Genomic DNA, 20,959 nt, shown 5'->3' on the forward strand with positions numbered 1-20,959 from the left:
AGGACCGGACCCGATGGCCGGACCCGATGGCCGGACCCGATGGCTTCGAGCGCATGAGGTGTGCGCCACAATCCCGTTGCTTCAAATTTAAAGCATGGGGTAAGGTCACTCTCGGCACGCTGCTTCAAATCTGAAACAGATGGACGCGGCTGCCCGCACCGACCCCACTCGCACCGGGAGACCCGCATGCCTGACACCCCCGCCGCCGCCACTCCGCGCGCCCGCGTCCGGGTACCGCTGCGCTTCCACGACGGCTACTCCGTCGACGCCGAACTGGTCACCTTCCACGGCCTGGCGGACAGCCAGGAGCACGTCGCCGTCGTCCTCGGCGAGCCGGCGCCCGGCGCCACCCCGCTGGTCCGGTTGCACTCCGAGTGCCTCACCGGCGACGTCTTCGGCTCCGCCCGCTGCGACTGCGGGCCGCAGCTGCGCGAGGCGGTCGAGCGCATAGCCGCGACCGGCGGCGTCCTGCTCTATCTCCGCCAGGAGGGCCGCGGCATCGGCCTCTACAACAAGCTCGACGCGTACGCCCTCCAGGACCAGGGCCTGGACACCTACGAGGCGAACGCCGCGCTCGGCCTGCCCGAGGACGGCCGTGACTACACCGCCGCCGCCCAGATGCTGCGCGCCCTGGACATCACGAGCCTGGACCTCCTGTCCAACAACCCCGACAAGGCCGACCAGTTGCGAGGCCTCGGCATCGACGTCAGGGACCGTGTCCCCACGGGCGTGTTCACGACCCCGCACAACGTCCGCTACCTGCGTGCGAAGGTCCTGCAGACCCAGCACACGCTGCCGCTGGCGGACCTCAACGGGCTCACCGGGCGCACCGGGCTCAACGTGGGCTGACCGACGGCGAACGGCCCGGCGACGCCCCGAACGGGCCGTCCAGCGCCGCCCATTGGAGCAGCATGATGGTCTTCGCGTCCGCGATCGCACCGCCGCGGACGAGGTCGAGGGCCTCGTCGAAAGGCAGTTCGACGACGATGATGTCCTCGCCCTCGGCCGCCACGCCCGCCGTTTCGAAGCCCGAGGCGGAAGCGTCATAGGGGGCGGCGAAGAAGCTCAGCCGTTCGGTGACCGAGCCGGGGCTCATGAATGCGTCGAACACATGCTCTACATCGTGGACGGTGCGTCCAGTCTCCTCGGCGGCCTCGCGACGGATCGCCTCCTGCGGATCGTCGCCGTCCAGGAGCCCGGCGGCGGTCTCCAGCAGCATGCCGTCGGGGTGCCCGTTGACATACGCGGGCAGCCGGAACTGACGGGTCAGCAGGACCGTCCGCCGGTCGGGGTCGTAGAGCAGGATCGTCGCGCCGTCGCCCCGGTCGTAGGTCTCGCGCCGCTCGCGGCTGACGTGGCCGTCGCTGTGCCGGTAGTCGAAGGTCGTGCGGCGCAGCACCGCCCAGTCGCAGGCGAGGACCTCCACGTCGAGGATGCGGACCCGGTCGTTGCCAGTGAGGTCGCGCCCCTGCCGGTCGAGCCCGGTACGGCCGCGGGGGTCGGGGACGTCGATGCCGACGGTCATACGGGGCTCCCTGCGAGGTTCTGGTCGGAGGTGGGGACGTCGGCGAGTGTGAAGTAGGCCTGCTTGCCGCCGCGGCGGGCCGTCTCGACCATCCGATCCGCGCCCTCCGACGGCCCGCCGATGCGCAGCACCGCGTCACAGCGGTCGAGCAGGCGTTCGGCGACGGAATGGAAGAGCTCGTCGAAGAGCGGGCCGCCGGCGACCGGGTCGCCGCCCGCCGCCTCCAGCAGGGGCAGCGCCAGCGCCTCGCCCGTGACGGGCAGATGCCCGGCCCGGTACAGGACGAGCGCGGCCTCGTTCATGGCCCGCACGTTGGCCGCGAGCTTCACGGGGTCGCCGCCGGTGCCCGAGCGGTACGGGCCGGCGACCAGGATCATCAGCGATGCCATGTCTGCGTGTCTCCTCAGGCGAGGCGGGTGTCGACGCCGGCCTTGCGCAGGGCGTCCAGGGTCGCGGGGCCGCCGGGGTGGGTGGCGGGGTCGCCCGCGGCGGCGTCGGTGACGAAGGTCCGCACGGCGTCCAGCGGAGCGACCTGGCTGAACGCGCGCACGCCCAGCTTCGTCGCGTCGGCCACCGCGACCGTGCGGCCGGCCTGGCCGAGTCCCGCCTGCTTGACGGCCGCGTCCTCGAGGGAGAACTCCGACCAGCCGTGTTCGGCGTGCACTCCGCCGATGGACATCACGAACACGTCGAAGGCCAGGGACTCCAGGGTGCGCAGCGCCAGCGGCCCGACGAGGGACCGCTCACCGGGGCGCGAGCGGCCGCCGACGACCAGCAGTTCGATGCCGGGCCGGTCGGCCAGCCGCACCGCCGCCTGAAGACTGAGCACCGCGACGGTCAACGGGCCCCGCGCGGCGAGGTGTTCGGCCACGTGCACGGTCGTCGTCCCGGCGTCCAGCAGCACCCGCGATCCCGGCTCGACGAGTGCGGCGACGGCCGCGCCGAGCCGGTCCTTCGTCGCCGCCTGCCACGCCTGGCGCGCCTCGAACCCGCCGCCCTCCGCGCGGGCCCGCGCAGCGACGGCCCCACCGTGCACCCGCCGCACCAGTCCCTGCCGCTCCAACGCGTCCAGATCCCGGCGCACGGTCATCTCGGACACCCCGAGCCGCTGAGCGAGCTCGGCGACGGAAACCCGCTCCTGGCCCTGCCCCGCGCCTTGCACGAGACGCAGGGTCAGGTCGAGACGATCGGCGACATCCATACCGCCATTTCTACCACGCCAATGTTTGAACGAACATACGCTTGTGAACCCGTGGACCGAAGGAAGCCCCAGCCCGAAGTACCTCGAAGTACCTCTGAGCTGGGGGCGTTTCGGTAGGCCCTGTGGGACTCGAACCCACAACCAATGGATTAAAAGTCCTGGCGTGATCTTGTTGGGCGGTTCCGGACGCTGCTTCGGTGTCCGGAACCACCAGGTCAGGACACACTCGCCGTTGGGCGCAATCCACCCATCGATAGCTGATGCCACACCGCTCACGCATCGCTCACTCAGGGCGCCTCCTGACCAGGGTGTTCGCTCCTGCTGGCGATATCTTCCCCTCCGAGCAGCCCGAGGGCGCGGCCAGGTTCGTGCCCTCACCGCTCCGGCAGGCACACACGCGTTTTCGCATACCTGTACGTGTCATCACGGGCGCGCGCTTCTCGCCGCAAGCCCCAGTCGAAGGACTTCCTCCACCACCACTGCGCGAGTCCCTGTCGAAGCCGATTCGTCACCGGCTGCGCCTCGCAAACGTTCCGGCCTCATCGAACTCCGATCGGCGTCGACGCCATGCCCTGAAACCAGGAACAACACAGGCTGCCACCAGGAGCAAGGCCCCTACCACGTAGATTCCCGCGCCGGCGGAGAACTCATGAGGGTCCTGACTTTCTTCACTGCCCGCAGCCGGCACCACTTCCAAGACACGGCTGCCCACAAGCACGAACACCGTGGCAACCGCCACGAGGAGTGCGGCAAGGTTGGCTCGTAGCGCTGCCACAGCCCTCACCACGTGGGTGGCGATCGTGCCGGGCCTCTTCTCCATGAACTCGGCTGTCTCGGCCTGTGTGCAGTCCATCGCCTTGGTTACCCACACGGCGGTGCGCTGTTGCGGAGGGAGGCCGTACAGCGCCTTGTGCACGACCATGCGGTTGGCCACCAGTTCGCTGAAATCGGCGACGTGGACGTCTCCAACTACCTGTTCCTGTCCACCGCATGCGGCGGCCCACTCCCTTCGCGTGCGGTTCTGACGGCTCGCAGCCCGTACGTCGTTGCGGATGACCGCGTACAGATACGCACGGGGCTCGCGGATGTTCGCAGGAGCTCGGAGTGCCTTGGTGAACGCCGACTGCACAACGTCCTCGGCTCCAAGAACGGACTCAGGGACCCCTTCCTCGGCCGGCAGCCGACGGGCAGGTCCGATCATCTCCGCCCCCTGATCTACTTCTACGGCGGCCAAGGTCACCACCGAGCCGTTTGGCTGCTCAGCCAAGGCTCCTCCCCCGCTCCCTGCCCTGCTCGCCGCGGCCGTGTTCCTGGACCAGGATCGCCGCCTGGACTCTGGAGCGCAGGCCCAGCTTGGCCAGGATGTGGGAGACGTGGGACTTCACGGTCGTCTCGCTGATGTAGAGGCGTCGGGCGATCTCCTGATTGGAGAGGCCTTCGCCCAGGCAGTCGAAGACGTCCCGCTCGCGGTCGGTGAGCTGGTCGAGGCCCTTGGGGTGGGCCTGGACGGCGGGGGCGGTGCCGGCGAAGTGTTCCATCACCCGGCGGGTCACTTGTGGTGCCAGTACGCCGTCGCCCTGTGCGACCAGGTGGATGGCCTCGACCAGCCGCACGGTCTCGACCGACTTGATCAGGAAGCCTGCGGCCCCGGCCTGCAGGGCGGTGTAGACGTATTCGTCGAGGTCGAAGGTCGTCAGCACCAGGACCTGGCACACGCCCTCCTGTACGAGGGTCCGGGTGGCGTTGATGCCGCCGCCACCCGGCATACGGACGTCCATCAGCACCACGTCGGGGCGGAGCTGCCGAGCCAGCCGTACCACGCTGATGCCGTCGGCCGCCTCACCGACGACCTCGATGTCCTCGGCCTGCTCCAGTACGAGGACCAGACCGGCCCGCACCGCGGCGTGGTCGTCGGCGACCAGGACCTTAATGCCCATGTTCCCTCTCTGCTCCCAGCGACGATTCCGAGCTCAGCGGCAATATCGCGTGTACCCGCCAGCATTCGCCGGACGCCTGTGCCGAAACCGTTCCGCCGATCACCGCCGCGCGCTCGCGCATGTTGAGCAGGCCGTTGCCCGAGCCGGGCAGGGTGGTTTCCTTGGTGTCGGCCAGTTCGTTGGTGACCTCCACGTGCAGGTCGCCGCCCTCGGCGTGCACCGCGACCCGGGCACGTGAGCCGGGGGCGTGCTTGGTCGCGTTGGTCAGCGCCTCCTGGACGATGCGGTAGGCGGCGAGGTCGACCGAGGCCGGCAGATCGGCCGGTAGGCAGTCGGTGAGCTGGGCTTCTCCCTGGTCGGCGTCGCCCGTGGCCACGGTGATGTCCAGTCCGGTGGCGCGGGCCGAATCGAGCAGGACGCGGAGTTCGGCGAGGCGGGCCGGGGATGCCTGCGAGAGCTGCTGCTCCTCGGCGTTCTGGCCGCGCAGCAACTCGATCATCGCGCGCATCTCCGTGAGGGCATCGACGCTGTTCTTCCGTATGGAGCGCAGTACTTGGTTGACGGCCGGAGAGTCGCCGCGCATGGAACCCACGGCATCCGACTGGATGGCGATGGCGGACAGGTGCCCGGCGATCACGTCGTGCAGGTCCCGTGCCATCCGCGCCCGTTCCTCCGACACGGCCGTACGGCGGTCGAGTTCGGCGATGGTGGCCTGTTGCTCGGCCCGCATTCGTTCCGCCTCGACCTGCTCGCGTTCCTGACGGACCGTCATGGCCCACCAGACGGGGACGAACAGGATGGTCAGCATCAACAGGACCATCAAGACGACCACTTGCCAGTCCTGCACGGTGTAGAAGAGCGCGGTGGTGACCATCACGACCAGGGTGATGACCGCACGGATGAGGCTGCGGCTGGCGCGCCGGGATGCGTGCAGGGTGGCGCTGTAGAGCAGCTCCGACACCACCAGCAGCATGGAGATGCTGAAGCCCACCATCACATCGACCGCGCAGCAGAACAGGCCGGCGCCGAGGGCGGGCATGGGCAGCTGCCTGCGCACCAGTACGGCGGCGCAGGCGCAGCCGAGCGGGATCAGCCGCCATGGGGTGGAGACGTGCCACAGCGCGAGCGTGTGCACGTCCCGGAAGAAGGGATACCAGCCGGCGACGTAGAGGAACGTGCCCAGCGCGAACAGCGCCACGGCTGGAAGGACGTCCTGCCGGCCGGGGCGGAAACTCCTGTCCCGCAGGACTCCCAGATCCACCACGAACTCATAAAAGCACAGCTGGCAGCGGGAGTTGACGCGATATCGGCTACCGCGAAGGTATCTCCTACGAAGGTTGGAGAGTGCATCCGTGCGCCCCCTCGAAGTAATGAAGGCCGCCCCTCCGAACCGCCGAAGACACCGGGCCGGCGCCCGGCGAGGCTGGGACCATGACGACCAAGTCCGACACCGGGGCCGCCGCGGTCCACCCCTCCAAGAAAACGGGTTCCGCTCCCTCCGGAACCACGAGCCGACGCATCGAGGTCCTGGACATCCTCCGTGGCGTCGCGATCATCGGGACGCTCGGCACCAACATCTGGCTCTTCACACACCCGTTGGGGCCACCGAGCCTCTTCTTCCGGATGCCCGAGCCGGACTCACTGAGCGGCGCCGTGGAGGTCGCGCTCCGCTCTCTGTCGAACGGGAAGTTCCTGGCGCTGCTCACCATCCTGTTCGGCGTGGGCCTGGAAATCCAGTACCAGTCGGCCCGCCGACGCGGGAGGAGCTGGCCCGGCTGGTACTTGTGGCGGGCCGCCCTGCTGTTCGTCGAGGGCGCGCTGCACTTCGTCCTGGTCTTCGAGTACGACGCGCTGATCGGTTACGCGTTCACCTCGCTGATCGTCGTCTACCTGGTGGGCCGCAGCGAGCGCTGTGTTCGTGCCTGGATCATCGCGATGGGCAGCCTCCACCTCCTGCTGGTCGCCGCGCTCAGCTATGCCGTGGTCGCCACGGGGACCGGCTCCGGCTCCGGCCGCCTCGGCCGGGCCGACGTGTACGCCGTGGGCAGCTACGCGGATCAGATCGCGTTACGGCTGAACCGGTTCATCGTGTACCGCATCGAGTCGTTGTTCGTGATTCCGATGGGGGTCGTGCTCTTCCTCCTCGGCTCCCGGCTGCTGCGGGCCGGGGTGTTCGAGAACAGCGCGCGGGGTGCCCGACTCCGACGTCGTCTGATGGCCGTGGGACTCGGCGTCGGCGCCCCGCTGAACGTGCTGACCGCTTTCGGCGGCCCCGGCTGGTTCGTGGTGGACCGGTATCTGCTGCCGCCGCTGGTGGCGTTCGGTCTGCTGGGGCTGGTCACGACGCTGGCGCACCGGATGACGGGCGAGCACGGCGTGCTGCGCCGTGGCGTCACGGCGGTGGGCCGTAGCGCCCTGTCCTGTTACGTGTTCCAGAATCTGGCGGCGGCCACGCTCTGCTACGGCTGGGGTCTGGGGCTCGCCACCGAACTGGGCTGGGCCCGGCCGTGGTGGCCGGTCCTCGCCTGGGCCGGGATCGTCGCCTCGTTCCTGGTGCTGTCCTCGCTGTGGCTGCGCCGGTTCAGCCGGGGTCCGCTGGAACTCGTCTGGAACTGGGCGTACAGGGCCCCCCAGCGCCTGGGCGGCCGTGCGTAGAGGTGTCGTCCCGGAAGGACGGTCCCGCGGAGGAGGTGGTGGGACCCGCATGCCACGCGGGCCCCACCACCGTCCCTCAGGGCGTGCGCAGTTCGACGGTACGCAGTTCCGGGGACGCGGCGATCTCGCTCTCGCAGAACCGGCCCTGGGTGAGCTGTCCCTTGGCGTACAACTCGGTCTGGTCGGCGTAGTGGGGCGAGGTCGGGTCACCGGACTGCGAGGAGGCGAGCACCCGAGCGACCTTTGGGCAGTCGCCGTCGGTGAAGGAGACGACCTGGATCAGGCTGGCGCCGTACTCGACGTCCCCGTACCCCATGTCGTCCCGCCATGTGTGCCCCTGCACGTTGATCAGGCCGAGCGCGGCGGGGCCGCCGTGGGTCGGCAGCTTCTTGCCGCCCCGCACCACGTACTGGTGCCGGCCCAGCGGAGCGTCCGGCGCGATGCCGAGCCGGGCCAGTTCCGCCACGGCGTCCCCGAAGGCCGCCGCCACCGCGGGGTTCGCGGTGTCCAGGTCCCGTGGGGTGTTCACCGGATCGGCCGGGTCGAAGGGGGTGCGCCACGGCGGTGCCCCGCGCCCCAGCAGCTTGACCCAGAAACGGGTGAACAGCAGGGCTCCGCGACTGTCCACGGTGAAGCGCCGGTCCCACTGGGACAGCGCCCGGCACGCCGGTCCGGCGTCGACCGTGCCGGTGGCGGCGGGGGCCCTGCCGCCGGGCAGCGCTGCGCACATCCGCGCGGTGTCGGCCACCACCAGTTCCGCGATCTTGCTGCGGTTCGCGAACAGCAGGTCCTGCATGGTGCGGAGGCCGAAGTCCCGGCCGGGCAGTCCGTCCGTCCCGGCCTTTCGCTCCTCCAGCGCGGTGAGGGTCATCCGCGTCCGCGCGGTGCGTTCCGTGCCGATGGTGCCGACGACGCGCGGATAACCGGTCAGCGGGGCACGGGGGTTGGACAGCCAGGCGCTGTCGTTGGAGTTCGACGCGTAGTCGTCGCGGAAGTGGGCGGGCAGGCTCGCGGTGCCGAGCAGGCCCGGCGCGACCGCGTCGGCGGCGCGACCCCAGGCGCAGTCCGTGCGGGCGCCGTCCAGGACGGAGAGTCCGGTGGACGGGAAGATCGCCTTGCCGAGCGCGGTGTTGCAGCGGGCCGCCAGCTCGTCCGTGATGTGCGGCACGACCTGGACTCCGGAGAAGAGCGCCTTTCCGCTCTTCTCGGACGCCACCGTGTTGACCCAGGGCATGCCCTGGGTGCGGACCAGTGCCTCCTGTACGTCCTTGGTGCTCTGGGCCCGGTTCAGGTCGAACCAGGTGTTCAGACCGCGCAGGTTGCCCACGTTGGCGTCGCGCAGGGCGTACGCGGTGTCCGTGGTCCAGTCGGTGGGCAGACCGAACACGGCGCTCAGCACCGGGCCGTACCGCGTGGACCACAGGGTCCTCCCGACGGTCCTGACCGTGCCGTCGGCGTCGCGGACGCGGACGGCGACCTCTCGCTGGGTCATCCGCTCCGGCCTGCCGTCGACGAGGTAGGCCGTCGGGTCACCGGGGACCGGCTGGAGCTGGTAGAGCCCCAGGGGGACGGCGGAGGAGACGGTGTGGCTCCAGGCGACGTTCTGGGTGTGTCCCGAACGGATCAGCGGCACACCCAGCAGACCGCCGCCGGACACGTTCATCTTCCCCGGCACCGTCAGCTGGGCCTCCCACAGCCGCATGGCGCCCGACCACGCGAAGTGCGGGTTGCTCAGCAGCAGACCGCGGCCGTTCTCCGTGTGCTCGGCGCCTATCGCGAACGCGTTGCTTCCGTTGCCCTGGCTCTGGCCGCCCAGCCCCGCGGTCACCGACCTCACGGCCGCCTCGACCCGCGGTGCCGCGCCGTAGGACGAGGCGGCCGAACCGGGCGCCGGTGGCCGCGCGTCGACGATCGCGTCGATCATGCGGCCGCCACCGCCGGACGTGCTGAGCGCGTGGAACTGGCGGTAGACGTCGATGTCCTGGATGGGCCGCAGCCAGGCGGCGCCGCGGCAGGCGGGGTCGGTGATCCCGTCCGGGCCGGTCTCCGCCAGGTAGCGGTTGTAGCCGCTGACATAGCCGCGCACGATGTCCCGTACCTCGGCCCTGGGGCCGAGCGGGGCCGGCTCGGCGAGGGCCTTCTCCACCACCTTGGAATCGTTGACCTGCTGGAAGTACAGGTCGCTTCCGAGGTTCGAGCGGGCGGGGCCGTACGCGTTCGTCGGACCGTCGGCTCCCCGGTACAGCGAGCGCTGGGCGCCCACCGTGAGGTAGATGTCCGCGAGCAGGCAGATGTTGTCCTTCGCGGCGGCGTAGCCGTGGCCGTAACCGAGCCCCGCGTAGTCGTCCGCCTTGATGTGCGGAATTCCGTGCTCGGTGTAGCGGATGGTGGCGGACAGTCCGCCGGGAGCCGCGACCTTCGTGGTTTGCTCGGCCGCGGCGGCGGGCAGGGTAGACAGGGCCAGGCCCCAGACGACCGCCAGCGCGGCCGAACGGCCCAGTCTGCGCCGCCACTTGCTGTGTTTCATCATTCCCCCATGTCCTTGCGTTCCTTGCTCGTTTCTTTCGCGTGCGTCGGCCCGGGCCCGCGCAGCGTGGTGCGTGGGCCCGGGCCCGGGCCCGGGTGCTTCCCGGTGGGTCAGCCGGCCGCGCTCCTCGACTCCGAGGTCAGATCGGTACCGTCGACGAGCCCTTGGTAGGCGGCGAGTGTCCGGTACAGCGGGCTGTCGCGCAGCAGGGACTCGTGGGTGCCGACGGCCGCCACGCTCCCCTTGTCCAGCACGATGATCTGGTCGCAGTCCACGACGGTCGCGAGGCGGTGCGCGACCATGACCGTCGTACGTCCCGCCCTGCGGGCCCGCAGCAGCCGTTGTAGGCTCCATTCGGTCTCCGCGTCGACGCTCGACGTCGGCTCGTCGAGCAGCAGCAGTTCGTGGTCGTGCAGCAGGGCCCGGGCCCACGCCAGGCGCTGGCGCTGGCCGCCGGACAGGACGACGCCCGCGTCGCCCAGGTCCCGGTCCAGACCGTCGGGATGGTCGAGCAGACCGGCGAGTTCGACGTCCCTGAGTGCCGAGCGCAGTTCCTCGTCGGTCGCGTCCGGCGCGCCGAGCCGCAGGTTCTCGCGCACGGAGCCCGCGAACACGGGAGCGTCCTGTTCGACCATCGACAGACGGGCGCGCAGGTCCTCGTGCGCCAGCTCCCGGATGTCCCGCCCGTCCACCCTTATCGTTCCCCCGCGGTGTTCGTAGAAGCGTGCGATCAGCGCCAGAACGGTGGACTTGCCGCCGCCGGACGGCCCGACGATGGCCGTACACGACCCCCGGGGCACCGTGAACGTGGCTCCGTCGAGCACCGGCGGACCGCCGACGTACCGGAAGCCGACGCCGCGGAACTCGACCATCTGCCGGGTGGCCGAAGGGGACGGCTCGGCGACGACGGGCGCGGTGGCCTCGGCGCAGGACACCTCCGTGGCCTCCCGCTCTGTCGGAATCCGCAGCACCTCGGCCGAGCGGTCGATCGCGGCCAGTCCGATCTGGACCGTGGTGATCGCCCGGGACGCCTGGTTCAGCGGGAGCACGACGCTGAAGAGGTAGAGCAGGAAGGCGACCAGGTCACCGAGGGCCATGCTGCCCTCGGACACCCGGTAGCCGCCGACGAGCAGCACCATGAAGATGGCGATCTGGATCGCGGTGGTGACGGCCGGCTGGACGACGGCCTCGCGGCGGGACAGCTTCAGCCCGGCCCGGTAGGCGTCGTCGGCCCGCCGTGTGATCCGCTCGTACTCCCGCTCCGTCGCGTCGAACACCCGGATGGTCCGGACACCGTGCAGAGCCCGCTCGAACTCGGCAGTCATCCGGCCGACATGCTCCTGCGCGGTCCGGCTGATGCCGCGCAGCGACGCCATCAGCGCCCACAGGGCGACGGCCGCCAGCAGCACCGAGGACAGGGTGACGACCAGCAGCAGGGCGTCGATGAACACCAGCACGACGATCGAGCCCACACCGAGCAGCGCGGCGGAGATGATGTCGAAGACGCCATTGCTGATCACCGAGCGCAGCAGCGACGTGTCGGTGCTCAGCCGGGAGATCAGGTCACCGAGCCGGCGCCGGTCGTACTCCACGATGGGCAGCCGCAGCAGCCGTCGGATGAGCGTCTGCCGGGTGTCGACGACGACGCTCTCCGCGAGCCGCTTGAGCAGATACACCTGTACGCCGGTGAAGACCGCCTCGCTCAGGGTCACCGCCGCCAGCAGGACGACCGGGACGAGCAGGGCCCGCTGCTCGCCGGCGCCGGCGACGATGTCCCGCACGATCAGCGGCTGAAGGAGCGGGAACACCGGGGCGAACAGGGAGGTCAGACAGCCGACGACGACCAGGCGCCGGCGCCCGTTGCCCCGCTCCCACGCCAGCGCCCACAGCGTCCGCAGCCCCGAGCCGGGTTCGGTGGCCCCTTTCACCGGTGGTCCGCGGGGCGCACCGAATCGCGGATCTCCTCCTCGGAGGCGGCGCCGGTGACCGGCGGCCAGTCGTCCACCGCGCACATCACGCGCACCACCGCCACCCGGCCGTCCCGGGCCGCCGACATCGCCGCCTCGATCGCCTCCGTGATGTCGGCGGGCTTGACCACCGGCCAGGTCAGGACACCGTCGCCGGGGTCGGGCCGCGCGGGGACGTCGGCGGGGACGTCGGCCGTGAACAGGTGCGACCGCCCTCCGAGGTTGTCCACCATGCGTTGCAGCCAGCCGTACCCGCCGTTGTCGAGGACGACGTACACGACACCGATCCGTTCCCGCACCAGGGTCGGCAGTTCGACCCTCAACAGGTCGAACGCGCCGTCGCCCACGATCGCCACGACGGTCGAGTCCGGCGCCGCCAGCTTGGCTCCGGCCGCGGCGGCGGCTCCGTAACCGAGTGTCGTCTGCTCGGACGGCACGACGCTGCGCGTGTTCTCGGGGAGCGCCAGCACCGGGTACAGGTAGGACCAGATGTCCATGAGCCCGTTCTCGTGCACGACCACGCTGCCCGGGGGCAGCGCGCGGGAGACCTCCCGCACGACGGCCTTCACCCGGACCCGGTCGTCGGGGAGTCCGGGATGGGCGGGCTGTTCGGCCCAGCTCTCCAGGGCGTGCCGGGCCGCCGTGACCCTGGCCGTCCAGTCGGCGTCGGCCACTCTGTCCCGGAGGCCGTCGGCCCATTCGACCGCGGTGACCGACGCCTCGCCCAGCACGAGCGGCCCCGGCCAGTCGTAGGAGAACTCCCCCGCGTCGACGTTGATCTGGCAGATCGGCACCTCACTCGGGAGCCCCTCGGTGGCGGTCTCCTCAAGGCGGGAGCCGAGTGTCACGACGACATCGCAGTCGGCGAGCAGTTCGCGCACTGGCGGCTGGGCGTAGAGGCCGGCGAGCCCGCAGAACAGGGGGTGGGACTCGGCCACACCGCCGCGGCCGCTCGCCGTCACCAGCAGGGCCGCGCCGAGCGCCTCGGCGAGCCGTTCCGCGGCTCCGGGGGCGCCCGCCGCGCGCAGGCCTCCGCCGGCGACGACCACGGGCCGCCGCGCCCGCGCGACCTCGGCGGGGAGCCTGGCGGTGTACCGGCCGGGGACGGGCTGCTCGGTGCGCAGCAGGTGTTCGGGGACCGAGACGGGCTGTTCCAGGAAGCCGTCGGGTATCTCCAGGAAGACCGGGCCCCGCGGCGCGTCCTGGACGAGCGCGGCCGCTCGGCGCAGCGCGGGCAGCAGCCGGTCGGGGTGCGTGACCCGGCCGGCCCACTTCGTCACGGGGGCGGCGAGTGCGAGGCCGGGCGCGTCCTGGAAGGCACGGGCCCCGTCGGACTCGATGGCGGTACCGCCCGCCAGCAGCAGGACGGGGCTCTGGCCGCTCGCCGCCTCCAGCAGGCCGCCGACCGCGTTCGCGACCGCGGGCCCCTTGCCCACCACGCACACGCCCGTCCTGCCGGAGGTCAGGGCGTAACCGGACGCCATGTGCACGGCCAGTCGCTGGTCGCGGCACCACACCAGGCGGATGCCGGCGCGTTCGAGGGCGCCCACGACGAGCACGTCGTCGCCTGGGAGCCCGAACACCGTGTCCACGCCGTGCCGGGCGAGGAACTCGGCCACCAGGTCCCAGGCTCCGGGGAAGGTCCGCAAGCCCGCTGCCGGGCCGCCCGTGTGTCGCTGCTCGTTCATCTGCCACCGCCAGGAGTGTCGAGGGATCGCCAGTGCGGCTCGAACGGACGGGGTGCCCCTTCGAGCAGCTTGCGCCGCAGGCCGGTCAGAAGCAGACGGCGCGGCCGCGACGCCGCCACCCGCAGCCGGCGCGCGGCGGTGTCGGAGCCGGGCCGCCCCAGCACCACCCACATCGCCTGGAGCGCACGCGGGGACACCCGCGACAGCCGGGCCGCCGTCTCGTGCAGCAGACCGCTACCGACCTCGTCCAGCCAGCGCCTCCCGTCGGTCTCGCCCCAGCGCCGTACGGCGAGGTTGTACGTGTTGAACGAGCCCTCGGCGGCGTCCTCCGTGGTGCTCCTGAGGTCGTCCTCCAGGTCGATGAACGACATCATGGGGCCGATCAGAGTGCTGAGTTCGCGTGCCCAGGGCCGACCCGTCAGTGCGGCGGCGACGGCCGTGAACGCCTTGATGTCGGAGCACCGCAGCCGGACCGCCCGGGCCAGGTCGTCCCGGTCGAAGGTGTCGGCGGCGAGCAGGTGGGTCTCCAGCTCGAAATAGGCGTGCAGGTCGTCCAGGCGGGCGTCGACCGTCTCGTCGAGCAGTTCCATCGTGCCCAGCACCGACCGGAACTGCTCCAGCCACCACAGTCCGGGCTTCTCGCCGTCGGAGAGCTGATACGCCTCGTAGGCCCAGTCCGCCTCGTAGACCACGGCCCACAGGTGGTTGAACAGCGGCGCGACGAGGACCCGGTCGGCATCGTCGTAGCCGAAGGCGCGGAACACCGGCGCGAGTGAGCGGTAGACCTTGGCGCCCTTGATGTCGGCGGCGAGCGAGGTGCGCGGGTCCAGCCAGGCGGGACCGGTGGCGTCCGTGGCCCTGCCCTGGACGACCTGGGCCAGGGCGGGGACACGGGCGGGGACCAGCAGCCCGCCGAGGAGTGCGTGCCGCATCTAGCGCCCCACCCTCAGCAGTGCTCGCGTCTCCCGCACGACCTGCCCGAACCACGGGGTGAAGGCGGTGGCGCCCGGCCCGTCGAGCTCCCGCAGGATCTCGTCCAAGGGCCGCCAGGCCACCTCCGACACCTCGGCGGGATCGATGCCGGGGGGCTCGCCGTCGAAGTCGCCGACCAGCACATGGTCGTACTCGTGCTCCACGTACCCCGAGCCCGGGTCCGCGGCCCGGTAGACGAACGCGTCGCCGGCCCGCAGTGTGGCCACCCGGATCCCGAGTTCCTCGGTCAGCCGGGCACGGGCGGCGTCCACCAGCGGCTCGCCCGGGCCGGGGTGCCCGCAGCAGGTGTTGGACCACAGGCCCGGGAACCGCCGCTTGCTCGCGGCCCGCCGCTGGAGGAGCACCTCGTCCCGTTCGTTGACGAGCATCACGGAGAACGCGCGGTGCAGCAGCCCCGCATCGCCGAAATGTGCCTCGTGCACCGTCGTGTGGCCGATGGCCCGGCCTTCGGTGTCGACGAGTTCGACCCGCAGCCGTTCCCGGATCTCCTGGCTGCTCCTGGCTGAGCTGAGCACTGGCGCTCCTTACCTCGGGGTACGTGGATCGGTGGGCCGGGGTCAGGGACCGGCGATGTGGTAGCCGCCGTCCGCCCACACCACGGAGCCGGTCGTCACGGGCAGCCAGTCCGACAGGACGGCGCAGCAGGTCCGCGCGACCGCGGCGACGTCCTGGTCGTCCCAGCCCATCGGCGCGCCCTTGTCCCAGTACGCCGTGTCGAACCCGGGGATCGAGGTGGCGGCGACCGTCCGCAGCGGCCCGGAAGCGACCAGGTTGACCCTGATCCCGCGCGGCCCGAACTGCGTGGCGAGATAGCGGGAGACCGACTCCAGGGCGGCCTTGGACACGCCCATCCAGTTGTAGCCCTCCCACGCACGCTGGCCGTCGAAGTCGAGGCCGACGATCGAGGCGCCCGGACCGAGCAGGTTCCGGCAGGCGTGTGTCAGCGACGCGAGCGAGTACGCCGACACCTCCAGGGAACGCGCCACGTCCGGCCAGGGCACCGCGGCGAAGTCCTCGTCGAAGCAGGCGGGCGGGCCGTAGGCGACGGAGTGCACGGCACCGTCCAGGCCGTCGGCGTGCGCCGAGACGAGCTCGGGCAGCCGGGCCAGCTGCTCCTTGTCGGTGACGTCGAGTTCGATCACCGGCACCGGCTGGGGCAGCCGCCCGCAGACACGTTTGACGAGCGACACCCGTCCGTAGGCGGTGGCGATGACCTGGGCGCCGGCGAGCTGCGCCTGCTCGGCGACGTGGTAGGCGATCGAGTTCGGCGTGAGGATGCCGGTGATCAGCAGTCGTTTCCCGGCCAGCAGATTCGATCCGGTGGTCTCGGGTCCGGTCGTGTCGGGTCCAGTCGTCTCAGACACCCATGCTCACCCCACCGTCGACAGGAATGACCGCCCCGGTGATGTACCGGGCTTCCTCGCTCGCCAGATACGTGATCAGCGAAGCGACCTCCGCCACGGTCCCCGCGCGGCGCAGCGGTACGGAGTCGATGAACTCCTGCCGCACCTTCTCGGGGAAGTCCCGGCCCATGTCGGTGTCGACGAGCCCGGGGAGGATGACGTTCACCGTGGCCTGCTTCCGGGCCAGTTCGCGGGCGAGCGTCCGGGCCAGTCCGATCAGCCCCGACTTGCTCGCCGCGTAGTTGCCCTGGCCGACACCGCCCAGGAGCGCGGCGGTGCTGGAACAGAAGATGACGCGTCCGCGCCGGGAGCGCAGGAGGGCCCGGATGCTCGCCTTCACCGGGTGGAAGGCACCCATGAGGTTGGTCTGGACGACGCTGGCGAACTCCTCGACGGTCATGCGCGAGAGCAGGTTGTCCCGGGCGATCCCGGCGTTCACCACCAGGACGTCCAGACCGCCCAGCTCCTCGACCGCCCGGGCCATCGCCCGTTCCACGTCCCGAGCGTCCCCGACGTCGCACGCCAGCGACAGAACACCGTCGATCGGCGCGCCCGAGATGCTCAGCGAGACCACCGCGTCGCCCTGCGCGACGAACCGGTCGACGACCTCGCGGCCGATGCCCCGGGTCCCGCCGGTGACGATGACCTTCCGTGCCGCGGCGGCCGGCACCGGCGGTGCGCCGGGGCTCAGCATGCCTTCACCACCAGCACCGCGTTGTGCCCCCCGAAGCCGAACGAGTTGGACATGACCACCCGCAGGGCGTGCTCCTGCGCCTTGTTCTCGACGAAGTTCATCTCGGGGAACTCCGGGTCGTCGCAGTTGACCGTGGGCGGCACCCAGCCCGTCTCCAGGGCCTTGACGCACGCGATCAGTTCCACCGCGCCGGCGGCACCGATCATGTGGCCGGTGGTCGACTTCGTGGAGCTGATCGGGATCTCCCTGGACCGGTCGCCCAGTTCGGCCTGAATGGCGAGGGTTTCGGTACGGTCGTTGAGCTGGGTGCTCGTGCCGTGCGCGTTGATGTAGTCGACCTCGCCCGCGGGCACCCGGGCCGCGGCCAGCGCCCGCCGCATGGCGAACCGGGCGCCGAGCCCCTCGGGATGCGGCGCGGTGATGTGGTGGGCGTCGCTGGCCGCGCCGTACCCGGCGATCTCCGCGAGCGGGGTGACGCCGCGTCGCCGCACGCTGTCCGCCGATTCGAGGACGACCGCCCCGGCGCCCGAAGAGAGCACGAAACCGTCGCGCTGCCGGTCGAAGGGACGGCTCGCAGCACTGGGGTTGTCGTTGAACTTGCTGGTCAGCGCCCGGGTTGCGGCGGTGAGCGCGAGGTCCTTGCCACTCATGGAGTTCTCGGCGCCGATCGCCACGACGATGTCCGCGTCACCCCGCTCGATGAGGCGGTGTGCCTCGCCGATGACGACGGTGCCGGAGGCGCAGGCCGCGGAGACGGCGAACGACTCGCCCATGGCACCCAGTTCCATCGACAGATAGGCCGTCACGATGTCGATCGCCGCGTACGCCGACAGATAGGGGCGGATCGCCCGCGCGCCCCTGCCGTCGAACATCCGCACCCCGTCGGCGTCCAGCTGCGTGGTGCCGTACCCGGAGCCGACCAGGACCGACAGGCGCTCCGGCGGGCAGACGCCGGGGGTGACACCCGACTGTTCGAGTGCCTGGTGGGCGGCGGCGACCGCGTACCGCGCGTAGGGGTCCATCCTGCGTACCTCGGTGGGCGGCATGTGGTCGGTCGGCTCGAAGTCCCGGATCTCGCCGCCGATGGTGACCGCGCAGTCACCGGTGTCGAAACTGGTGATGGAGGTGATGCCGCTGCGGCCCTCCACCATGCCGTTCCAGGTCTCGGGCACCGAATTGCCCAGCGGCGTGACAGCGCCGAGGCCGGTCACGTACGAACCCATGGCCACTCCATTTCTCACCGGCGGCGGCCGCCGGTCTCGAATCATTTCCGCTACGTCCGCGCCGCTGTGGTCAGTTGCCCCACGCCGGCACCGAGCCGGGTCCAGTACTCGGCCACGGCCTTGGAGATGAGCAGGGGCTGCGGAAAGCACCGTCCGCGCAGAGCCACGTAGCCGGCCCGGATGCCGCTGCCGCCGAACGGCTTGTTGCCGTTGTCGATCTCGATGAGCGTCGAGTCGGCGCTCACCATGTGCCGCTCGCGCAGGTAGTCCACGAAGTCGGCGTCGGCGCCGTAGACCGATGCCCCGAAGGCACGCTCCAGGAAGGGTTTGCTGTCGATCAGCCGCTTCAGCTCGTGCTCGTCGTCGTAGACGACGAGGTTGAAGACGGGCGCGAACTGCTCGGAGACATCCAGGGGCTCGCCGGCCTCCCAGACGAGGATGGTCGGCAGGAGATGGGACTCCGTGAGGTCGACGACACCCCCGCGGTGGATGCGGTGCCGGTTGGTGATCAGGTAGCGGGTGACCTGTTGGAGCACGTTCGGGTCGTGGATGCTGCCGTAGTCCGTCCCGCTGACGCCGGCCGAGCCGAACTTGAGCGCCCCGACGTAACGGGAGAGCGCCTCGCGGAACTCCTCGGCCACCGCCCGCTGGACGAAGTAGATGTCGGGGGCCAGACAGTCCTGCCCGGAGTTGAGCATCCGCACCCTGGCGCCGTCGGCGGCCGCCTTCTCGATGTCGGCGTTCTCGGTGATGATGAACGGGTTGATGCCCTGGCCGAAGAAGAGGAAGAGCTGCTCGTCGCCCAGGGTGACCCGCAGTTCCTCGGCGTTCTCGTAGCGGCCGGTGAACACGACCGTGCCCCGCTTGCCCCGGATGGATTCGGTGTAGTCGCCCTGGGTGCCGGTGAACGCCGTGATGTCCAGGCCGTGCACCGGAGCCAGCAGTTCGTGCAGCCGCAGCGTGACCCGCGCGCTCCGCGACGAGGGACGGAAGCTGATCCGCCCGGTGTAGCACGCGGGCACCAGCAGGTACAGGGCGTAGGAGTAGAGCACCACGTTGGACGGCATGAAGACCCAGGAGGCGGGCACCGCCGGGGGCTGGTGGAGGGCGTATTCGGCGGCCGCGCCGCGCAGCGTGGCGACGAAGCCCTCGATCTCCATCTCGGCGGCCCGTCGGTCGGTGATCTCGCTCAGTACCTCGATGAACTGCTCCCGCTCGGCCTGCACGTGATCGGCGGTACGGGTGAGCGCGGCGAGCGTGTCCGTCAGGCGGCGGTCGGAGGCGAAGGGTTCGGACAGGATCCGCGGGGCGCTCAGCCGCTGCGCGGTCGCCGCCTCCGCGAAGGCCTGGACCCGGCCGACGTCCACCTTGCCGAATCGATTCAGCGGTAACTCGTCCACGACGAACACATGGTCCGGCGCCTCGTAGGACGCCAGATGCGCGCTGATCTCGCGCCGCCAGTGGGAGTGCGTACGGCGGCTCGGGTCGGCCACGACGGTCACGAGCCGCTCGCCGCGCTCCGCGTCCTTGACCACCACGCAGGCGTTGACCACGCCCTGGCCGGCGAGTCTGCGCTGCACCTCGGCCGGGTAGATGGTGAACCCGCCCCGGGACAGGGCGGACCTGCGGCCCAGGACGGTCAGGTTTCCGTCGGAGTCGATCGACGCGATGTCCTCGGTGTGCCGCCAGCCACGCTCCACCGGCTGGATCCGGCCCTCGGCGTCCAGGTACCCCTCGTACTGGTCAGGCGTCCTGACCAGCAGCTCACCGACCCGTCCCACGGGCGCCTCGGCCCCGGCGGCGTCGACGACCTTGAGGTCGACGCCGGGCAGGGCCTCGACCACCGCGGGTTTGTCCGGCCAGGCGTGCGCCACGTTCCCCAGCTCGGTCGACCCGTACCCGTCGAGCAGCTGTCGGCCGGAGGCCCGGTGGAAGTTCTCGGCGAGCAGGGCGTCGAGGGGGCCACCGCCCACACACCACAGCCGTACCGAGGAGAGATCCTCCAGAAGCGCCGGGTTGCGGGCGGCGAGATTCAGTATGGCCCGGTAGGTGCGCGGGGGCGCGTCGACCACCGTGGCCCCGTGCCGCTTGCCCAGGCGCAGTCCCTCGGACAGATGCGCGGGGGGCACGATCACCAGCCGGGTGCCGGTGATCCAGCTGATCAGGGCGACCGAGAGTCCGTACTGGTGGGTCATCGGGAGCAGCGGCAGGAGAACGTCGTCCGGCGCGTACTGGACACGTGCCGCGGTGCGCACGCAGTTGTCGATGAAGGATCCCCCGGACTTGACGACGGCATGCGGCTCACCGGTCGTCCCGGACGACATCAGGATCAGGCCGTCCGCGCGCCGTCGCCAGGCGACCGCGGAGGGATCAGGGAGTTCCGCGGCACCGCCGACGTCCGCGGCCCTTACCTCTCCCACGCCGTGGTCCCACAGCTCGCGCAGCGCGATCGCGCCGGGCACACCGCGGATCAGATCGCCCTGTACGACGGCGTGTTGGGCGTGGAGGGCGGCTCGCGGGTCTCCCATGCGGCGGAGCTGGTCCTCGTCGAGGACGACGAGGGAGACGTCCGAAGTGATGAGGCTCAACGCGGCAGCGTAGAGTTCAATGGTGTTGTCGCCGCTGAGGACGACCCGGTCCCCGGCCCGCACTCCACGCTCGTGCAGGGCGCGTCGCATGATCTGGACGCCATGGCCGAGGGCGTACTGGCTTAATGAGGCCCGTCTCGCGACGACGGCCGGTTTTTCCCCCGCTTCGGAGGGCATACAGATCACCCCGTTGGTTTCACACTGGCGGTATCCGTGTTTGAACGGGCGAGGGGCGCGGCGCACAGCTCGCGCCGCGCCCCTCGTCGCAAGGCCTGGTCGGGCCTGCGATCACACCTCAGCGACGCCGCGTTCAGCAGCTGTTGCTGATGGTGCTGCCGAGCGCCTCAGCGGTCTCGGCCGGGGCCTCCAGGCCCTGCAGCTCGATGATCGACATGTCCGTACCTCCTCTCGTGCGGCTCAGGTGGCGGCGATGGACACCACGGCTCGTTCGCGCACCCGTTTCCGGGTGACGCGGGGACAGGGGAGCACCGTTCAGCAGCTGTTGCTGATCGTGCTGCCGAGCGCCTCAGCGGTCTCGGCCGGGGCCTCCAGGCCCTG

The 20,959-nt window shown here is 70.8% G+C and carries 17 protein-coding genes; 2 read left to right on the forward strand and 15 right to left on the reverse strand.

Features of this window, described 5'->3' with window-relative positions; genetic code table 11:
• Positions 1-186: 186 nt before the first annotated feature.
• Complete coding sequence (ribA, locus tag AB0J04_RS06050) at positions 187-849, forward strand: GTP cyclohydrolase II (protein ID WP_363167161.1); 663 nt, start codon at positions 187-189, stop codon at positions 847-849.
• Here ribA and AB0J04_RS06055 read toward each other — a convergent pair.
• The 6 genes from AB0J04_RS06055 to AB0J04_RS06080 form a co-directional block, all read right to left on the reverse strand.
• Positions 836-1,525 carry an NUDIX domain-containing protein gene (locus AB0J04_RS06055; RefSeq protein WP_363167162.1) on the reverse strand — a complete coding sequence of 230 codons (690 nt, stop codon included), beginning with the start codon at positions 1,523-1,525 and terminating at the stop codon, positions 836-838. The genes ribA and AB0J04_RS06055 overlap by 14 nt on opposite strands.
• On the reverse strand, positions 1,522-1,914 hold the full coding sequence (locus AB0J04_RS06060; protein ID WP_363167163.1) for a DUF4406 domain-containing protein: 393 nt from the start codon (positions 1,912-1,914) through the stop codon (positions 1,522-1,524). Before AB0J04_RS06060 ends, AB0J04_RS06055 begins: the two co-directional genes overlap by 4 nt.
• Before the next feature lie 14 nt (positions 1,915-1,928).
• Positions 1,929-2,726 (reverse strand): DeoR/GlpR family DNA-binding transcription regulator, encoded by a 798-nt coding sequence (locus AB0J04_RS06065; protein WP_363167164.1) that lies wholly within the window; start codon positions 2,724-2,726, stop codon positions 1,929-1,931.
• 508 nt (positions 2,727-3,234) lie between these two features.
• Positions 3,235-3,993 carry an RNA polymerase sigma factor gene (locus AB0J04_RS06070; protein WP_363167165.1) on the reverse strand — a complete coding sequence of 253 codons (759 nt, stop codon included), beginning with the start codon at positions 3,991-3,993 and terminating at the stop codon, positions 3,235-3,237.
• A complete protein-coding gene (locus tag AB0J04_RS06075) occupies positions 3,986-4,663 on the reverse strand; it encodes a response regulator transcription factor (protein ID WP_363167166.1) in 678 nt (225 codons plus the stop codon). The genes AB0J04_RS06070 and AB0J04_RS06075 overlap by 8 nt, the downstream gene beginning before the upstream one ends.
• Positions 4,653-5,927, reverse strand: coding sequence for a histidine kinase (locus tag AB0J04_RS06080; protein ID WP_363167167.1), 1,275 nt, complete (start codon positions 5,925-5,927; stop codon positions 4,653-4,655). Before AB0J04_RS06080 ends, AB0J04_RS06075 begins: the two co-directional genes overlap by 11 nt.
• A 167-nt stretch (positions 5,928-6,094) precedes the next feature.
• On the opposite strand from AB0J04_RS06080, the gene AB0J04_RS06085 reads away from it, so the two are divergent.
• Entirely contained in the window at positions 6,095-7,318 is a 1,224-nt protein-coding gene (locus tag AB0J04_RS06085; protein WP_363167168.1) for a DUF418 domain-containing protein, read from the forward strand.
• Positions 7,319-7,394: 76 nt separating this feature from the next.
• Here AB0J04_RS06085 and AB0J04_RS06090 read toward each other — a convergent pair whose 3' ends face one another.
• The 9 genes from AB0J04_RS06090 to AB0J04_RS06130 form a co-directional block, all read right to left on the reverse strand.
• Entirely contained in the window at positions 7,395-9,848 is a 2,454-nt protein-coding gene (locus AB0J04_RS06090) for a penicillin acylase family protein (RefSeq protein ID WP_363167169.1), read from the reverse strand.
• Between the two features lie 107 nt (positions 9,849-9,955).
• Positions 9,956-11,773 carry an ABC transporter ATP-binding protein gene (locus AB0J04_RS06095; RefSeq protein WP_363167170.1) on the reverse strand — a complete coding sequence of 606 codons (1,818 nt, stop codon included), beginning with the start codon at positions 11,771-11,773 and terminating at the stop codon, positions 9,956-9,958.
• Entirely contained in the window at positions 11,770-13,500 is a 1,731-nt protein-coding gene (locus AB0J04_RS06100; RefSeq protein WP_363167171.1) for a thiamine pyrophosphate-binding protein, read from the reverse strand. The genes AB0J04_RS06095 and AB0J04_RS06100 overlap by 4 nt, the downstream gene beginning before the upstream one ends.
• Complete coding sequence (locus tag AB0J04_RS06105) at positions 13,497-14,432, reverse strand: hypothetical protein (protein WP_363167172.1); 936 nt, start codon at positions 14,430-14,432, stop codon at positions 13,497-13,499. The genes AB0J04_RS06100 and AB0J04_RS06105 overlap by 4 nt, the downstream gene beginning before the upstream one ends.
• Complete coding sequence (gene idi, locus AB0J04_RS06110) at positions 14,433-15,008, reverse strand: isopentenyl-diphosphate Delta-isomerase (RefSeq protein WP_363167173.1); 576 nt, start codon at positions 15,006-15,008, stop codon at positions 14,433-14,435. It abuts the gene before it with no gap.
• A 42-nt stretch (positions 15,009-15,050) separates the two neighbouring features.
• Positions 15,051-15,857: an enoyl-ACP reductase FabI gene (gene fabI / locus AB0J04_RS06115; protein ID WP_363167174.1), complete on the reverse strand. Its 807-nt coding sequence runs from the start codon at positions 15,855-15,857 to the stop codon at positions 15,051-15,053.
• Complete coding sequence (locus AB0J04_RS06120; protein WP_363167175.1) at positions 15,850-16,590, reverse strand: SDR family NAD(P)-dependent oxidoreductase; 741 nt, start codon at positions 16,588-16,590, stop codon at positions 15,850-15,852. The genes fabI and AB0J04_RS06120 overlap by 8 nt, the downstream gene beginning before the upstream one ends.
• Entirely contained in the window at positions 16,584-17,813 is a 1,230-nt protein-coding gene (locus tag AB0J04_RS06125) for a beta-ketoacyl-ACP synthase II (protein WP_363167176.1), read from the reverse strand. The genes AB0J04_RS06120 and AB0J04_RS06125 overlap by 7 nt, the downstream gene beginning before the upstream one ends.
• A gap of 50 nt (positions 17,814-17,863) precedes the next feature.
• Positions 17,864-20,578, reverse strand: coding sequence for an aldehyde dehydrogenase family protein (locus tag AB0J04_RS06130; RefSeq protein WP_363167177.1), 2,715 nt, complete (start codon positions 20,576-20,578; stop codon positions 17,864-17,866).
• Positions 20,579-20,959 lie beyond the last annotated feature (381 nt).

Source organism: Streptomyces sp. NPDC050263 (genome assembly GCF_040655955.1).
Taxonomy (GTDB): Bacteria; Actinomycetota; Actinomycetes; order Streptomycetales; family Streptomycetaceae; genus Streptomyces.

What these genes read in the sequence shown, in the direction of transcription:
- ribA (WP_363167161.1), top strand. Translation starts at nt 187, where the DNA reads ATGCCTGACACCCCCGCCGCCGCCACTCCGCGCGCCCGCGTCCGGGTA.
- AB0J04_RS06055 (WP_363167162.1), bottom strand. Translation starts at nt 1,525, where the DNA reads ATGACCGTCGGCATCGACGTCCCCGACCCCCGCGGCCGTACCGGGCTC.
- AB0J04_RS06060 (WP_363167163.1), bottom strand. Translation starts at nt 1,914, where the DNA reads ATGGCATCGCTGATGATCCTGGTCGCCGGCCCGTACCGCTCGGGCACC.
- AB0J04_RS06065 (WP_363167164.1), bottom strand. Translation starts at nt 2,726, where the DNA reads ATGGATGTCGCCGATCGTCTCGACCTGACCCTGCGTCTCGTGCAAGGC.
- AB0J04_RS06075 (WP_363167166.1), bottom strand. Translation starts at nt 4,663, where the DNA reads ATGGGCATTAAGGTCCTGGTCGCCGACGACCACGCCGCGGTGCGGGCC.
- AB0J04_RS06085 (WP_363167168.1), top strand. Translation starts at nt 6,095, where the DNA reads ATGACGACCAAGTCCGACACCGGGGCCGCCGCGGTCCACCCCTCCAAG.
- AB0J04_RS06090 (WP_363167169.1), bottom strand. Translation starts at nt 9,848, where the DNA reads ATGATGAAACACAGCAAGTGGCGGCGCAGACTGGGCCGTTCGGCCGCG.
- AB0J04_RS06100 (WP_363167171.1), bottom strand. Translation starts at nt 13,500, where the DNA reads ATGAACGAGCAGCGACACACGGGCGGCCCGGCAGCGGGCTTGCGGACC.
- AB0J04_RS06105 (WP_363167172.1), bottom strand. Translation starts at nt 14,432, where the DNA reads ATGCGGCACGCACTCCTCGGCGGGCTGCTGGTCCCCGCCCGTGTCCCC.
- AB0J04_RS06120 (WP_363167175.1), bottom strand. Translation starts at nt 16,590, where the DNA reads ATGCTGAGCCCCGGCGCACCGCCGGTGCCGGCCGCCGCGGCACGGAAG.
- AB0J04_RS06125 (WP_363167176.1), bottom strand. Translation starts at nt 17,813, where the DNA reads ATGGGTTCGTACGTGACCGGCCTCGGCGCTGTCACGCCGCTGGGCAAT.
- AB0J04_RS06130 (WP_363167177.1), bottom strand. Translation starts at nt 20,578, where the DNA reads ATGCCCTCCGAAGCGGGGGAAAAACCGGCCGTCGTCGCGAGACGGGCC.